Origin of the sequence: Actinoplanes italicus (assembly GCF_003001815.1) — a bacterium.
GTDB lineage: Bacteria > Actinomycetota > Actinomycetes > Mycobacteriales > Micromonosporaceae > Actinoplanes > Actinoplanes italicus.
In genome coordinates this window covers 118,215-133,601 of sequence record NZ_PVMZ01000003.1, presented here as the reverse complement: position 1 = coordinate 133,601, position 15,387 = coordinate 118,215, and the positions used below count along the sequence as shown (strand labels likewise).

12 protein-coding genes and 2 tRNA genes are annotated in these 15,387 nt (G+C 69.9%); 8 read left to right on the top strand and 6 right to left on the bottom strand.

The genetic code is table 11. The features are described 5' to 3' along the window. Positions 1-9: 9 nt before the first annotated feature. Positions 10-1,062: a DUF2293 domain-containing protein gene (locus CLV67_RS08295; protein ID WP_106316598.1), complete on the top strand. Its 1,053-nt coding sequence runs from the start codon at positions 10-12 to the stop codon at positions 1,060-1,062. Positions 1,063-1,303: 241 nt separating this feature from the next. On the opposite strand, the gene CLV67_RS08290 is transcribed toward CLV67_RS08295, so the two are convergent. Further along, positions 1,304-3,304, bottom strand: coding sequence for an Hsp70 family protein (locus tag CLV67_RS08290; protein ID WP_106316597.1), 2,001 nt, complete (start codon positions 3,302-3,304; stop codon positions 1,304-1,306). A gap of 167 nt (positions 3,305-3,471) precedes the next feature. Further along, the gene (locus CLV67_RS08285; protein ID WP_106316596.1) at positions 3,472-4,191 is read right to left on the bottom strand and encodes a magnesium and cobalt transport protein CorA; all 720 of its coding nucleotides are present in this window, start codon (positions 4,189-4,191) and stop codon (positions 3,472-3,474) included. 337 nt (positions 4,192-4,528) lie between these two features. On the opposite strand from CLV67_RS08285, the gene CLV67_RS08280 reads away from it, so the two are divergent. Then, positions 4,529-5,902, top strand: coding sequence for a hypothetical protein (locus CLV67_RS08280; RefSeq protein WP_106316595.1), 1,374 nt, complete (start codon positions 4,529-4,531; stop codon positions 5,900-5,902). Here CLV67_RS08280 and CLV67_RS08275 read toward each other — a convergent pair whose 3' ends face one another. Beyond that, positions 5,903-7,936 (bottom strand): CHAT domain-containing protein, encoded by a 2,034-nt coding sequence (locus CLV67_RS08275; protein ID WP_146169011.1) that lies wholly within the window; start codon positions 7,934-7,936, stop codon positions 5,903-5,905. It abuts the gene before it with no gap. A 383-nt stretch (positions 7,937-8,319) separates the two neighbouring features. Between CLV67_RS08275 and CLV67_RS08270 the strand changes: the two genes are divergently transcribed. Beyond that, positions 8,320-9,666, top strand: a complete 1,347-nt coding sequence (locus tag CLV67_RS08270; protein WP_146169010.1) for an alpha/beta hydrolase — start codon at positions 8,320-8,322, stop codon at positions 9,664-9,666. Beyond that, a complete protein-coding gene (locus tag CLV67_RS08265) occupies positions 9,663-10,142 on the top strand; it encodes a hypothetical protein (protein ID WP_106316592.1) in 480 nt (159 codons plus the stop codon). The genes CLV67_RS08270 and CLV67_RS08265 overlap by 4 nt, the downstream gene beginning before the upstream one ends. 188 nt (positions 10,143-10,330) lie before the next feature. On the opposite strand, the gene CLV67_RS08260 is transcribed toward CLV67_RS08265, so the two are convergent. Then, positions 10,331-10,651, bottom strand: a complete 321-nt coding sequence (locus CLV67_RS08260; protein WP_106316591.1) for a hypothetical protein — start codon at positions 10,649-10,651, stop codon at positions 10,331-10,333. A gap of 204 nt (positions 10,652-10,855) precedes the next feature. On the opposite strand from CLV67_RS08260, the gene CLV67_RS08255 reads away from it, so the two are divergent. From CLV67_RS08255 to CLV67_RS08245, 4 genes are all read left to right on the top strand, one after another. Continuing rightward, positions 10,856-10,928, top strand: a tRNA-Asn gene (locus CLV67_RS08255). Between the two features lie 327 nt (positions 10,929-11,255). Further along, positions 11,256-12,521, top strand: coding sequence for an NAD(P)/FAD-dependent oxidoreductase (locus CLV67_RS08250; protein ID WP_106316590.1), 1,266 nt, complete (start codon positions 11,256-11,258; stop codon positions 12,519-12,521). A 21-nt stretch (positions 12,522-12,542) separates the two neighbouring features. Beyond that, on the top strand, positions 12,543-12,713 hold the full coding sequence (locus CLV67_RS51725; protein ID WP_170153778.1) for a hypothetical protein: 171 nt from the start codon (positions 12,543-12,545) through the stop codon (positions 12,711-12,713). 50 nt (positions 12,714-12,763) lie between these two features. Next, positions 12,764-12,837, top strand: a tRNA-Ile gene (locus CLV67_RS08245). 49 nt (positions 12,838-12,886) lie between these two features. Here CLV67_RS08245 and CLV67_RS08240 read toward each other — a convergent pair. Beyond that, positions 12,887-13,708, bottom strand: a complete 822-nt coding sequence (locus CLV67_RS08240) for a sugar phosphate isomerase/epimerase family protein (protein WP_239166242.1) — start codon at positions 13,706-13,708, stop codon at positions 12,887-12,889. 544 nt (positions 13,709-14,252) lie between these two features. Further along, a complete protein-coding gene (locus CLV67_RS08235; protein ID WP_106316588.1) occupies positions 14,253-15,377 on the bottom strand; it encodes a YihY/virulence factor BrkB family protein in 1,125 nt (374 codons plus the stop codon). Between the last annotated feature and the right edge of the window lie 10 nt (positions 15,378-15,387).

The following is a 15,387-nucleotide window of genomic DNA, read 5'->3' as shown; positions in this document are numbered from 1 at the left end:
CATGCCGCCATGCAGCCTGTCACCAAACTGGAACGACGGGTGGTGACCGCGGCTGAACAGGCGCTGTCGAGGCAGCGTCACGTGAGCCCGCTGGACGTGCTGACCGGTATCGGCTGGGTGCCACCGGGCCTGGTGACGAACTGGAGGCAGGGCCGCGCCCCGCATCTGGAGGCGGTCGCAGCGGTCTCCGCCGATCGGATCGCCGACGTGCTGGAGATCTTCCACCGCTGGGCGGGCAGCCGGGATCTGCGCCCGAGCGAGGTCGACTACCCGGCCGCCACCCGTGACCGGCGGCCGCTGCTCTTCACGGCCGCCGGTGATCCGGTTCGGGAGCGGGCCTTCCGGACCCATTGGATGCCCGCCGACCTGCCGGAGCAGCAGCGGGAGCGTCTGACCACCCGGCAGAGCAAACCACCGGACCTGGTGGTGATGCAGGCGTTGAAGCCGTTCACCTGCGCGGCCTGTGCCCGCACCGACGCCGATCTGCTGATGATGGAGGACGCCGGCCCGCACTGTCTGGACTGTGTGGACCTGGGTCACCTGGTGTTCCTGGCGGCCGGCGACGCGGCGCTGACCCGCCGGGCGAAGAGGGCGAGCCGGCTGTCCGCGGTGGTGGTGCGGTTCAGCAGGAACCGCGGGCGCTACGAGCGGCAGGGCCTGCTGGTCGAGGAGTCCGCGATCGATCAGGCCGAGCAGGAGTGTCTGTCCGATGAGGATGCTCGCGCCCGCCGCCGCGAACGCGATCGTGAGCGCCGCGAGGTCGCGGACGTCCGGTTCCAGGAGGAGCTGGCCGAGCAGATCGGGCGGTTGTTCCCCGGCTGCCCGCCGCAGCGGGCCGCCGGGATCAGTCTGCACACCGGCACCCGGGGCAGCGGCCGGGTGGGGCGCAGCGCCGCCGGGCGGGCCCTCGACCCGGACGCCGTGACCCGTGCCGTGATCGCCTCGATCCGGCACGAGGACACCGAGTACGACGCGCTGCTCATGGCGGGTGTGCCGCGTGAGGAGGCCCGGCAGCGGATCCGTGACGACATCGATCGGGTGCTGGAGCGATGGCGAAGCTGACGCAGCCGCTGGCCGCCCAGCTCGCGCCGTTCGTGTCAGGGATCCGCCGCCCGGGGAGACGTGGCCGGCCGCCGGCTGTCTCGTGGCGATCGCCGTGCCGCTGCCGGTGATCCTGCGACGCCGGTTCCCGTTCGCCGTGCTGCTGGTCAGCGAGGACGCCGCGGCGTCGTACGACCCGGCCGCCGGGCACCGGATCGACGCCCGGGCCGGCGGCGACATCCTGCTCGTCCCGGTGGGCGGGTCAGTCGCGTTCGATGGGGATGCAGTTGCCGGTGTGGTAACTGCCGTCGGCGGCGAAGGCCAGGCCGTGCCCGCTCTTGGCGATCCGGGCGCACACCTTCTTCGCGTCGCCGACCGCCCCGTAGTCGCCGTCACCGATCTTCCGGACCGAGGGTTCGGAGTCCTCGTAGTAGTACTTGCCGTGCGCGGTCACCTGGCTGCCCATCGTGGACTCGTCCGGCGTCAGGCCATCACCGCCGTAGATGTGCAGGTGGAAGCCCTTCGCGGTGTCCGGCTTCTCATCGTTCCAGTCGGCCTCGTACCAGAGGGTGAACTTTCCGTCCCGGACGGTGGCACGGGTGAGGCAGACCCAGCGGGTGCTCTGCTTCATCTGGTCGGTGCACGCCTCGTCAGCCGGCACCGGCCCGGCGGCCGCGCTCGCCGAGGCGGCCGGCGCACCCGCCGCGCCACTCGGCGCTCCGGCCGCGCCACTCGCCGCGTCCGGATCGTGCCCGGCAGGGTTCTGGCTGTTCTGCATGCCGTGCTGCCCGGCCCCGGCCCCGATCGTCGTGCCGTCGGGCTTCTCGTCGCTGAACTTGCCGAGCGCCCAGGCGGTGCCGGCGATGCCGATCAGCACGGCCGCCACCACCGAAGCGACCAGCACCGACGCGAGAGACCGGCCGGGTACGGCGGCCGGAGTCCGCTCGGCGCCGGCGGGCAGCGCGATAGCGGCGGTGGGCTCAGCCTGGTCCGGAGCTGGGGCTTGGGACCGGGCGGGGTCCGGAGCTGGGGCTTGAGACTGGGCCGGGTCCGGAGCTGGGGCTTGAGACTGGGCCGGGTGCAGGAGCGGGACGGGCGGCGGGGCCGCGTCGCCGGGCCAGCCCGCGGCGACGGCCTCGGCGGCACCGGTCGCCCACGGGTCGACGGCCTCGGGCAGCACCAACGCCGTACCGGCGTCGGAGATCACGGCACCGGCCTGCCAGGCGGCGCCGAGCGCGACGGCGTGCTTGGGGTGCGCGTCCACGGCCACCGGGCGGCCCAGCTCGGAGCCGACCATCTGGGCGACCAGCGGAATCCGTGACGAGCCGCCCACCAGCAGCACCGAGTGCAGGTCGGCCGCCTCGATCCCGGCGGACCGGATGGCGCGGCGCAGGGCCTCGATCGGCCCGTGCAGCACCGGGCGGACCATGGCCTCCAACTCGGACCGGGTCAGCCGCACCTCGGTGCTGAGCTCGGGCAGCAGCACCGGGATCGTCACGTCGGTGTCGGCCGACAGCGCCTCCTTGGCCTGCACGCAGTCCTCACGCAGCCGGGCGACCGCCGCGGTCACCGCTGGATCATCCTCGTCCAGGTCGTCCAGCGCGCCGTCGAGCGACCGGGCCACGTGCGCGTAGATCGCGGCGTCGAAGTCGATGCCGCCGAGCCGTTCGATGCCCTCGGGTTTGCCGATCAGCTCGAAGCCGTCCGGCGTCTTGCGCAACACCGCCGCGTCGAAGGTGCCACCGCCCAGGTCGTAGACGGCCACCGCCTCGCCGGGCTCCAGTCGCTGCTGCTGGGCGTAGAAGACCGCGGCGGCCTGCGGCTCGGTGGTCAGCTGGACCGGCTGCTCGATACCGGCCAGGCGGATCACCTGATACATCAGATCGATCTTGTACGGCCCCCAGTTCGCCGGATGCGAGACGCAGATCCGGTCCGGCTCACCGCCCTCGCGCGACGACACCTCGTCCACGACGGCGCGTAGCATCCGGGCCATCAACGACTCGGCCGAATACGGCACGCCGCCAAGCAGGATCGGTGTCGGGTCACCGAGACGCCGCTTGAACTCCCGGGCGACCCGGTGCGGTTCGGTGAGCCCGCGCCGGCTGGCGATCTCACCCGTCAGGACGGTCTCGTCGGCGCGCAGCAGCACGACTGACGGGATGGCCGCCGACCGGCTGCCGAGCGAGGCGATCTCGGCATGGCCGGAACGCCACACGGCCGCCGCAGTGTAGGTGGTTCCCAGATCGATACCGAGCGCATACATCGGCGTTCACTCCGGATCCGGTCGGGGCCGCAACGGCGGGCGCAGGGGGCTCCCAGGATAGGGCCACGCCGGGTCGGATCGTTTTCGGGCGAACCCCGGCGCGCGCCGGTTCACCCCCGGCCCGCTCACGGACAGGAGTACTCCGACCTCATCGATCCCCGTCCCGATCAGGAGAACAGCGACGCCAGGACCCGCTTGAGTGGCCCGTCGTCGCGTTCGTCGGCCCACGTCACCGCGGTGATCGGCCGCCCCTGCTCGCGCGCGCCCGCGCAGTAACGGCGCACCTCCGGGTCGATCGGCCGATCGGAGACGGACAGCGCCGCGTGGGTCCGTAGCCAGTAGGCCGCGTTCTCCGCCTCCTGCACGCCGAGCCGGCCGTCGTCACCCAGGTGCGCCGCGATCGCGACCGCACGGTGGTAGGCCGTGACGTACATGATGCCCGGCGGGGCGTTTTCGGGCACCGTGACCTCGGCATTGGCACGGCGCAGCGCGTCGGTGACCGCACGGATGTAGAGCCTTGCCCGTACATCCATCGCATGCCCTTGATCCATGTCACCGAGAAGGCCGTCGCGCTGATCGCCCGGAAGGCTGGTCAGCAGGGCCGACCGGACCCCTTCGGGCAGCTCGCGGAACACGTGCCGCAGCCGATCCGCCGGCAGCTCGGCGAGCATCGAGGCCGCCTGCCCGGCCGGCACCGCGGTGGCTGCCCGGACGACGTCCTTGTCGGCGAACATCTTCAGCACCGTGCCCCGGCTGCCGGGTTTACCGGCCGTCATCAGACGTGCCAGGTCAGCGGGCCGCAGAGCCTCGGCCACCGCCACGAACCGATCCTCGGGCAAACCGTTGAGCATGCTGACGGCCGACTGCGGCGGCGTCTGTCGAATCATCGCGGCAAGCTGAGTTATCGGCATCATCCCGCCGGGCAGCATGACCTCACCTCTCGCAGTCGGTTGAACACGTCCGACAGGATTAGCACCGAACACGCCCCACGAACATCAGCTTTCCCGCCGCCGTCCCGGCCCGGACGGTCATCCCGTTGCGGGCCCGGCCCGCCCGTCCTCCTCGCCGGTCGACCGGGCCACCGTCGGCCTCCACAGTGGGGATAGCTGGAATCGGCTCAGTGGAATGGCTGATTCCGGCGTCTCGGCCGTCTTCCTAGACTGCACGCAGCAATGGGCCGGAACAGATATCCGGACTCCCGGACCGGGAAGGAACCTTGCGATCATGTGGACCGCCGAGGAAATGGACAGGCGCAGCGCCGCTCTTCGTGACGACGAGATCACCACCGAAGAAGGACGCGTCGACGACGATCTTCTGGACGAGATCGAGCGCAACATCGACGAATACCGCGACGAGTTCGCCAAGTCCCGGGGTACCGATTCCCTCGAGGAGATGATGGAACCGTCCGAGGATCTCGCCGACCGATTGTGGTCAATGGGGTGGCTCATCTACGAAGCGAGCTGGCAGATCCTCCAGGACATGCCACCGGCAGATCTCCGAGCCGAGACCGAGCGTGCCGCGCGAAGGATCCGCCGGCTGGCCGAAGCCGCCCGCGCGCTGCCTTGGCCCCACTTCGCGCCGCGGGCGCTGGGCGCGATCCGGGCCGATGCGCTGGTCGCCTCCAAACGTGACACGCAACAGGGCTTCCTGGAGGCGTTCGACCTGCACGAGCAGGCGCGTAACCGGCACGCCGACTTCGTGCTGGCGCACGGCAGCAAGCCCGGCCGTGAGCTCTACCTGCTCGGTCTGCAGGAGATCCTGCTCCAGTTGGTCCTGGCCGAGACCGGAACCGCGTGCCGGACGGCGGAACGGGTCATCGGCCGCTGGGCCGAGGGTCTGGCGGACGACGACCGCCAATGGACGACCGACGACGAGGATCATTGGGTGCAGTTGATGTTCCGGCAGCTCCTGATCGGTGTGCAGATCGGAGTCCGGGCACTGGAGGTGGCGGCGGAGATCGAGAGGGCGTACGGATTCATCGACGTGCCCACCCGCGATCGGCTGGCCAAGCGGACGGCTTTCCAGAACCCGGGGATCATGACCGCCCGGGCGGCACTGCTCGCTCTCTCCCTGGCCGCCGAGATGGAGGAACTCCAGCCGCGTCCGGGTGGAACATACGAGACCTGGTCGGCGATGCGGGACGCCGCAGTGGATGCCTTCCTCCAGGGCTATCGCGCCATCGAGAAGCCCGTCCTCGACGCCGATGGGCGACCGACGCCGATGAACGCCAGTCACCGGCGTTCCCTGGTGCAGATCCGTCTGCACGCGGCTATCGTGCTGCCCGGCCTCGAACTGCCGTCCGAGTTGGACTTCACGCCCGCACTCACGCTCGATCGTCTCGACGACGAGACCGCCGAGGCACTGTCCGGCTGGCTGGCCGAGAAGGTGTCGGGCCAACGGCGGGGTGACGCCAACGTGGTCGGCAGCGCCACGATGCCGGCCTTCATCAGGTCGGTCGACGCCTGCCGGCGGAGCAAGGGCGTTACCGGCGGATATCGGGAGTGGCGTGATCGCTGGTTCGAGCTCGACCGCTACGCCGAGGAGCCCGGCCGCCGCGAGCACGTGCGTTCGGCACTCGGGACGACCGGGCCCGCGTGATCATCGGCCGTACGCGGTGATCAACGACCACGCCTGCTCGGGCCCCCCGCTGAAGGCCTCGACCGCGTCACGCAGGGCCACCCGCAGGGGCACCGTGCCATCCCTGATCTGCTTGACGACATGCTCGGCTATCGCTCCGGTGAACTGATCGTCAACCTCGTCGATGCAGGCGACGACGCTGTCGCTGCCCCCGGCGAGTAGTGCCATCACGAAGTTGATCGGTTCGCCGTCGTCGATGTTCATCAGGCGGCCGACGTCACACGAGGCCATCAGGACCGAGGCCGGCCACGGCAGGGTCAGTGCCTGACCGGCGCTGACCCTGCCGCCCGGCAGGTCCAGCGATTGATCGAGGCCACTTCCTTGGCCGTGCGCGGCGACGTGGGCGAAGCCCCAGCCGGTCTCGCTCAAGGCGGCGGCGAAGGTGCCCGTCAGCTCGACAGGCGGCGCGTCATCGCCGATCGAGCACCGGCTCAGCGGCACCTGGCCGTCGACCGCCGCCGCCAACCGCCACGAACGGCGTTCACGACCCACGTCGACTCCCCCGGCGCTGCGCGCGACCAGCTGGACCACCGCGGGACCCGTGACCGCGCCCGCGACGTTTCCGGACAGGGCGGTGAGGACCGGCGTCTGCATCAGGACCGCACGGTGCACGAGGCGGATCCCGTCGTCGAGTTCCAGTGCCGCCCACGGCATCAGGCTGAGAGCCGAGTGCGCGGACACGACGAGCTCGGCCGACGGCTGCTCAGGTGCCGCCGTCAGACGGTTCACGAGCGTCGCGGGCAGCAGGACGGCGGCGAGCCCGCGCCAGTCCGGGTCACCGAGGAAGAATTCGGCCAGCCGGGTGCCCGGTCGGCTGACCGCACCGATGAACGCGCCGAGATCCGAGCCGACGACAAGGCTGTCGAACGAGATCGCACCGCTCGGCTCGATCAGGGTCCGGAACCACATCGTCGCCCCGTCGAGGGAGTCGGGGAGCGCGACGTAGTCGATCGCGTACCTGTCGCCCACCGCGTCGATCACCCGGGCGACGTTCGGTGGCACCGGCAGGACCAGATCGGCGAGCATCGGCGAAACCACCTCCACGATCTGTTGCCGCAGGCCGGCCAGGTGGCCATCGGTGTCCCGCAGATCCTCACCACCCAGGGACGGCTTGACCGCCTCGTTCTCGGCAGCCACGGCCTGTTCGATCAGATTCCGCAGCCGCCGCCCCGGCACGTGCGTCCGGCCCGCCCGCATCAGACCGGCGAAGCCCGTCTGCTTGGCCGAGAGGACCGCCCGCAGGCCGATCTCGGCGGCCTGGCGGCCCGTCAGAACAGCCGCGACCCGCGCGATGTCGCCGTAGATCCGGCGGAAGGCCACCGACAGAGGACTGCGTGACCGGGAGACCACACCCCACCGCTGGCGGATCCGCTCGGTCAGCCGCAGGGCGTCCTCGAGCCGATCCACCACCTCGTTGACGACGGAGACCGACCGGTCGCCGAACGAGGCCAGCAGGTCGGCCCGGGCGAGCGAGACCACCAGGTCCTCGATGTCGTAGGCCGCCGATCCCCCACCGGTTCGCCGGAGATGGCGATGTGCTCGCTCGAGCAGGCCGGCAGCGGTGGTGAGGTCACCGTCCGCCCAGGCGCCCAGGCCGTCGGCGTAGTGGAACCGGTGCTCGCTGGGATACCGGTAATCCTTCGCCGCCTTCCAGAATCCCGACCCGGCGAGACGTTCGCGGGCATCCCCGGCCCGGCCGTCGAGCAGGAGGGCGAACATCAACTCGACCTGGTACTCCGCCCGGTGGTGATCAGCCCCGACGCCGGCGAACTCCCGGTCGTCGCGGTCGGCCTCGTCTGCCGCCGTCGTGAGGTCGCCGTCGCACCGGATCTCGCGGATGGCCCGCCGCCGCGCGATGACGGCGGTATAGACGTCGCCGTCGATCTCCTCGCCCGCCCGGGTCTCGCGGACATCGGCCAGCTCCCGCAGCAGTGCCGGCCCGAACCGCGCCGTGGAGTCGGATTCCGTTGACCACTCCAGGTCGATTTCGGTCAATCGCGAGAAAAGTGCGATGACACAGGCAGCACCCAGGGAATCAATCTTGATAGAAAGATCATCGGTGGCGGACGCGCTGTCCAGATGCATACCCAGGGCGGCGGAGAACAGAGCGGACTCGTCACGATAGACCGGTTTCTCTCTCGCCTTGCTGGCATTCACCACACCCACCGCGGTCTCCACCTCGCGGGCAAGAAGCAGAAGATCGTCACGCGCAAGGACCCGTCGCACCTCAGGCGTCGGTTCCCACTTCCCGGAAGCGCCCATCGGACGATTGTCTTTCGCGTCCCCGAACAATTCGATCGTTCGAACGGTGGAGGCGTTCCACGTGCTGTCCACAGTGCTGACATGCCAGAATCGGGAGCCCCGGCGAGAGGTTCACCGTGTCCGATCCCGAGAAGGAACAAACGCTGACGACCGCGGTCGCGCGGCTCTGGCCCGAACTCCCGGCACTGGTGACCGGCGACTGGGAGGCCTTCGAGAGCGCGGTCCTGGATGGGCTGCGCCGGATCTCGGCAGCCGAGGCCGACCTGGCTGACGCCGTCGACGACGAAGCGGCCGACCTCGCTCAGGCCGACCTCGACGATGCCGTCCGCGACCTGCCGAAGGTGTTCAAGCCGTACCCGGAAGCGGCTCGACGACTGAACCGGCTGTGGACGGAGGCGCTGACCGACACCCGCGACACCCGCGGCACCGAGACCACCGGGCCTGCCGGCAGTGTCCGCAATCATCGGTACCTCGAGGTGCCGGTGTTCTACGCCACCGACCGGCGGCCCGCTCCGGTGGCCGGCGATCGCGACGGCGGCGGCTACTACACCGGCGAGGCCGCGGACGAGCTGTCATTCGGCGTGCTGAGGGTGAGTATCCCGGACCGCCGGCGCCGGGGACGGCTGCCGAAGCCCCGGTTGTGGCACCTCGGCTTCAACCCGCGACGATTCGTCGAGGTGATCGGCGGCGACCCTCTGGACGAGACCGCCTTCTTCGCGGATCCCCGGCTGGCACTGCCGGATGCCGGGCCCCCCGGGCCCGCCGACGTGGCGGACCAGCGCGACGTCCTGCTCTTCGTGCACGGCTACAACGTGACATTCACCGACGCCGTCCGCCGCGCTGCTCAACTCGCCTACGACATCAACTTCCTCGGCATACCGATGCTCTACAGCTGGCCGTCCAAGGGAATGACCCCGGGCTACGTCGCGGACCGGGAGAACGCCTACGCAAGCGTCGACCACCTGGTCACGTTCCTCGAGTCGGTCATCGCCCGGCTCGGCCCGCGCCGCATCCACGTGATCGCCCACAGCATGGGCAATCACGTGCTGGTGGAGGCGCTCCAGCTGCTCGGCCGGACCCAGAATCCACGACTCGGGCATGTGGTCATGGTGGCGCCCGACGTTTCCGAGCAGATGTTCAAGCGACGCGCGGCCGTGTTCGCCGCGCTCGCCGCCCGGTGCACGGTCTATGCCTCGGCTCGCGACCGAGCCTTGCAACTGTCGGAGTGGCTGTCCGGCAACCTGCGTGCCGGCCAGACCACGCCGCAGGCGACACCGGCCGCCACCGTCGACACCATCGACGCCAGCAACATTCCCGGCGATCTGCTCAACCACTCGACGTTCGCTCAGAACCAGCGCTTCCTCGACGACATCGAATCATTGGTACGGCTGGGCCACCCACCCGAGAAACGACCCGGACTGCGGCGAGGCCCGGCATCGCCCTACTGGGTATTCGAAGCATGAAACGCGAGACGACGATCGAGGTCCGGCTGACCGAACTGCACGACCTGGACGGACTGCGCTATGCCGGTGCGCCGATCCCGCCCACGGTGGCCGAACCCTTTCTGGCGGCGCTGGCCCGGCATGTCGGAGCGGATGCGGCCGCAGAACTGGCCGCATGCAAGGCCCGGCGTGACGGCGCGGACAGTTTCCATCTGACCGCCGTCCCTCCCCCGCTGTTCCACGGAGAGGTCGACCGCGCCTGGACGGACATCATCCGGCACGGCGGGCCGCTGACCGTACACCTGCTGGGCATCGGCTCGGTGCGGGACGGACCGGCGGTCACCTACTACATTGTCGCCGATTCCCCCGAGATCCAGGCGCTCCGGGAACAGACCGGGCTCCCTCCGGCGAACCTGCATGTGACGCTGGGATTCGCCCCGCACGACATCTACCACCTGGCCAAGGACCTGAGCACTCTGCTCGCCGTACCCGAGTAGCGGCCCGCGTGTGACCGCTCGCACACCCGCGTACGGCTGACCGCCACCGCCTGGCCCGATACCCCGGCTTCCGCGAGCAGGACGACGACTCCGGGGTCCTTGAGACAGCGGTGAGGCACAGCCGGTTCACTGCCGGACGCGCGTCGGCGCCGCTCCCCGGTGGGGAACGGCGCCGACGCGAACCGGCGTCAGTACGTGGTACCGGTGGTCGTGCTGGTGCTCTTGGAGCTGGTGAGCGTGTCGCTCGGGGCGATCAGCTCGTCGGTGCTGTCCGTGCTGCTGGTCGTATTCAGCTTCTCGCCGAGCTTGGACGACTGGAGCTTGTCCTTGCCCTCGGTGTACAGCTTGTTGGCCTGCGCCTGGGCCACACCGGCCGCCTCCTGGACGGTCGGGTGCTGCCAGACCTTCTGAGCGTTCGCCCGGATCTCTTCGTACTTCTCCCGGCCGGCACGGCTGCCCAGGACGAAGCCCGCCGCGAGACCGGTGATGAACATCAGCTTTCCGCGCATGGTGGCGGCTCCTTCCGTAGTTCGACGCGCGTGCGTCTGTTGGGGTGCATACCCATCCTGCCGGGGCGATACTCCCCGCATCCGGGTTTCACCCCGCTGTCGGGCCACCGCGCGAACGGGGGGATCCCGTTCGCGGGGCGTCCCTGCGGTCATGTAGTCTGTTGTCCGTCGCCAGGGAGACCGGGCGACGAAGCGGTGAGACGATCCCCGATAGCTCAATTGGCAGAGCAGCCGGCTGTTAACCGGCAGGTTATTGGTTCGAGTCCAATTCGGGGAGCAGACCTTCGACCCCAGGCCACTAGGCCTGGGGTTTTCTGTTGTGCACCTCCTGTCTACCAACCCGCGGTCCTCGATCGGAAGGGCCTGACACACCGCCGTCTCGGCGCTTGAGGCAGCGGTACGGCGGGGTTGGCGGGGCGGGGTGGGTGCTTCGCCTGAGGTTTCGGGGCTGACGAGCGGAGATCCGCCTGTATCGGGTGGGCGGAGAGCGTACCGCCGGATGGTCTTGATCTTCGAGCCTTTGGTGGCCTGGCTCTTTCGCCTCCGGCGCGGCAGTTGCCCAGTTACGCTGAGCATCGCGTTGATTGCAGCCTGTGAGGTGTACATGTCGCAGCCGGTAGAGGTGGACGTCGTCATCATCGGCGGCGGGCTCGCCGGGCTGTCCGCTGCCCGACGGCTCGACCGCGCCGGCGTCGAATGGCTCCTCGTCGAGGCCTCGGACCGGGTCGGCGGGAGGGTCGCCACCGACGTGATCGACGGCTGGCGGATGGACCGCGGATTCCAGACGATCAACACCGCCTATCCACGCCTGCCCGCGCTCGTCGACGTCGACGCGCTCGACATGCGCTACTTCACTTCGGGCGTGCTGGTACGCCGCGGCGGCGAACTGCATCGGCTGGAGAACCCGCTTCGCGAGCCGCTCGCCACGCCGCAGACCCTGATCTCCGGTATCGGAACCCTCGCCGACCGGCTCAAGTTCGCCGCGCTCGCCACCCGCTGTGCCACCCTGCCCGTCCAGCGCCTGCTCGACATGCCGGAGACCACCACCCAGGAGATGCTGCGCGGCGCCGGGCTGTCCCACCGGATCATCGAGGAGGCGCTGCGGCCGTTCTTCTCCGGCGTGTTCGCCGACCGGTCGCTCGAGACGTCCAGCCACGTCGCCGCCATGGTGCTGCGCTCCTTCACCCGCGGCCGGATCGGGGTGCCGGCCGCCGGGATGGCCGCGCTGCCGGCCGCGATCGCCGGGCCGCTGCCGTTCCCGCAACTGCTCATCGGCGCCCGTGCCCTCGCCCTCGGCTCCGGCATGGTCGTCACCGAGGGCGGCGAGATCCGCTGCCGGGCCGTGATCGTCGCCACCGATCCGGTCACCGCGGCCACCCTGCTGCCCGACCGCCTGCCGCGGCCCGACGTGCACGGGCTCACCACGTTCTACTTCGGCGCCGACCGGGCGCCCATCGCCGAGCCGATCCTCCTGCTCGACGGCGACCGGCGCGAGATCATCGCCAACACCGTGGTGATGAGTAACGCCGCCCCCGAGTACGCGCCGAGTGGCCGGAGTCTCATCGCGGCCACCGTGGTCGGCGTCTCGGCGCCCTCCGGTGCCTCGGAGACCGTCATTCGGGTCGAATTGTCCAGGATGTACGGCGTGCCGACCGACGACTGGGAACTTCTCAACGTGGTCACCGTGCCGCAGGCCCTCCCCGCGGCCCGCCCACCCCAGGCCCGGCTGCGCAGCCCCGTCAACCTGGGCGACGGCCTGTTCGTGGCCGGCGACCACCGCGACAGCCCGTCGACACAGGGCGCGATGGCCAGCGGCTGGCGCACCGCCGGAGCAGTCCTGGCGTCACTCGGCGCCCGGGTCGGGGTTTAATGCCCGTTTCAGGGGGTTTCAATGAGCGACATCAACCCGGAGAACTACGCTGAATTCACCACCCAGGACGGCCCGGAATGTCCCAGCTGCTGTGACGAGGAGACGACCCGGGTGGAGGATCTCCAACCACCGGACATGGTGGAGGATCCCCGGCTGCAGATCATCCTTCTGCCGAAATCCCTGGTGCGGTGATAGATCGCTAGGCTTGGGAGCAGGGCACGGGATAGGATCGCCGCCGGTACGGGGCGGTAGCTCAGTGGGTTAGAGCAGTCGACTCATAATCGATCGGTCACGGGTTCGAGTCCCGTCCGCCCCACTCTTACCAGCCGGTACGGCTGATCGGGCTGCCCGATACAGCAGCGCGTTCAGGGTGCGGTGCACGGCTGTTGTTCGGGGACGAGGCCGAGGGCGGTCAATTCGTCCAGGACGTACGCGAGCGCCGTCCCCCGTTGCTCGTCGGTGCCGGGCACGTCGACGTCCACGTACTCGGTGCGCGCCGTGTCGGCGGCGAGCAGGTGCCGCAGGAGCGGCTGCCAGGCGACGGCCGGGTCGGTGATGCGGGCGGTGATGACCGAGAGCCCCGCGTCGGTGATCCGGTCGATGCCGGCTTCCGGGCCGGGCCAGTCGCGGAGCACGGTGGCCAGGTCGAGACAGACGCCGAGCCGGTCCTTGTCGATCCGGGTGAGCGCCGCGACGGTCTGCTCCGGGCTGTCCAGGACCTTGCCGGGGGCGGGCTGGAACCCTGCGCGGACCGCGCGTCCGACCCGCCAGGCCAGGTCGGCGAGGCCGCCGGAGAGCCGGGACAGGTGACGGGCGCCGGCCTTGCGGTGCTCGTCGTCCCAGTCGTCGGCACGACCGAGTCCGCAGGTCGCTATCGCGCCGCGGACCTCCTCGAACGGGAGCAGGTCGACGAGGATGCGGGCGAGGTCGAGGGTGTGCCGGACGCGGGCGGGATCGCTCCAGTCGGCGGGGTCGTCCCCGTCTGGGCAGGGTGCGCCGCTGAGTGTGACGACCTCGAGGCCGCGGGCGTCGAGTTCGGTGCGCAGCCGGGTACGGGCGCGGGAGCCGTCGGCGAGGGCGCTGGCCAGCCGGTACGACAACCGCAGCGCCACATTGAGGGTGCCGGTGCCGAAGTGTCCGCGCAGCGCCGTGTTGGTGGCGTCGAGGCGTTCGACGGCGGCGGACACTCCTTCGGCGTGGTCTAGGCTTATGCCACAGCTGAGGTGCACGATTCGGCCGGACGGATGTCGAAGCCGCATCAAAGTCCTCCCCGGACGAGGCCACCCGTGCAGGTGCACGTGCATTCGCACGGGCTTTGGCTTCCAGTATGGACCATGCCGGAGCGGGTTCCCGATCGTCCGATCTCGCGCTTCCGGGGTGCCATCGGCGCCTCCATCCGTGGAATGTCTGCCCTCGGATACGAGCCTGTGCCGCACAGCGGATCACCGGCGCACCCACCGTGCGACGTGGCGACCAGCGTGAACATGATCGAAAGCAGCCTGATCCATTGAAGCATGCAGATACGTTCGCCAGGGGTGACCAGCGAGTAGCGTTCGGCGGACGGTCACGGAGAGGCATAGTCGGACAGCCCGGATATTCATATTCTGCGTATACGGACATGCAAAGTTCGGCTGCGCGTGCGCCTTGCACGTGCCGAAGCACCACGGTGCGGATGCACGGGAAAGCAGCCCGTGCATCCGCACCGTGAAAAGCGACAGCGGAGTGTCTTGATCAGTTCTGGCTCAGGCCGTGCTCACTGCCCTTCTTGATCTTGCGGGTGTCGCGCAGCTCCAGGAACGGCTCGTCGTCGGCCGGGTGCCCGGCCGCGATGGCCCGGCCCCGCTCCAGCTCCGCGTCGAGCTCCGCACCGAGCAGGATCGCCATGTTCGAGATCCACAGCCAGACCAGGAACGCGATGACGCCGGCCAGCGTGCCGTACGTCTTGTCATAGCTGGCGAAGTTGGCCAGGTAGAAGGCGAACCCACCAGACGCCACCACCCAGAGCACCACCGCGAACATGCCCCCCGGCGTGATCCACCGGAAGCCGCCGGTCTTGGCGTTCGGTGACGCCCAGTACAGCAGCGCGAACATCAGGCTGACCAGAACGACGAGGACCGGCCACTTGGCGATGTTCCACGCCGTGACGGCGGCACCGCCGAAGCCGAGCCGTTCACCGACCACCTGCGACAGCTCGCCGGTGAAGATGACGATGGCCGCAGAGGCGATCAGCATCAGGCCGATGACCGCCGTCACGCCCACCCGGATCGGCAGCGTCTTCCACACCGGCCGGCCCTCGGGGACGTCGTAGACGGCGTTGGACGCGCGCATGAAGGCGGCCACGTAACCGGACGCCGACCAGAACGCGACGACCAGACCGATGATCGCGGCGAACCCGGCCGCGCCCGAGTCACCCACCTGGGTGAGCACCGTGTCGACGAGGCTCCGCAGCTGCGCGTTCGGCGTGAGGTCGTTGAGCGCGTCGGTGACCGTGGTCTTGCCGTCGTTGCCGAGCAGGCCCAGCAGCGACACCAGCACCACCGCGGCCGGGAAGATCGACAGAACGCCGTAGTAGGTGAGCGCCGCCGCCCAGTCCGAGATGTTGTCCTCGGAGAACTGCTTGAAGGTGCGCTTGAGCGCGGCGAAGATGCCCTTGCCCTTCAACTGGGACGGCTTGTCCGGACCGGCGTCCGGCGACGGCGCGTTCAGGTCGACATCGCGGTCCTCACCGGTCCGGGCGGTGGCGGCGGACTCCACGTCGTAGTCGGAACCGCCGCGGCGGCGGGCCTCGGTGGTGTCACGGTCCTCCGTGCCGGTGGCCCGTGGTGGCTGTTCGTCAGCCTTGTGGCGAAGTTTCATGGCGGGGTTC

Excerpts from the sequence above, each read along its gene's own strand:
- CLV67_RS51725 (WP_170153778.1), top strand. The coding sequence starts at position 12,543 with ATGAGCGACATCAACCCGGAGAACTACGCTGAATTCACCACCCAGGAC.
- CLV67_RS08260 (WP_106316591.1), bottom strand. The coding sequence starts at position 10,651 with ATGCGCGGAAAGCTGATGTTCATCACCGGTCTCGCGGCGGGCTTCGTC.
- CLV67_RS08290 (WP_106316597.1), bottom strand. The coding sequence starts at position 3,304 with ATGTATGCGCTCGGTATCGATCTGGGAACCACCTACACTGCGGCGGCC.
- CLV67_RS08280 (WP_106316595.1), top strand. The coding sequence starts at position 4,529 with ATGTGGACCGCCGAGGAAATGGACAGGCGCAGCGCCGCTCTTCGTGAC.
- CLV67_RS08250 (WP_106316590.1), top strand. The coding sequence starts at position 11,256 with ATGTCGCAGCCGGTAGAGGTGGACGTCGTCATCATCGGCGGCGGGCTC.
- CLV67_RS08235 (WP_106316588.1), bottom strand. The coding sequence starts at position 15,377 with ATGAAACTTCGCCACAAGGCTGACGAACAGCCACCACGGGCCACCGGC.
- CLV67_RS08295 (WP_106316598.1), top strand. The coding sequence starts at position 10 with ATGCAGCCTGTCACCAAACTGGAACGACGGGTGGTGACCGCGGCTGAA.
- CLV67_RS08285 (WP_106316596.1), bottom strand. The coding sequence starts at position 4,191 with ATGATTCGACAGACGCCGCCGCAGTCGGCCGTCAGCATGCTCAACGGT.
- CLV67_RS08265 (WP_106316592.1), top strand. The coding sequence starts at position 9,663 with ATGAAACGCGAGACGACGATCGAGGTCCGGCTGACCGAACTGCACGAC.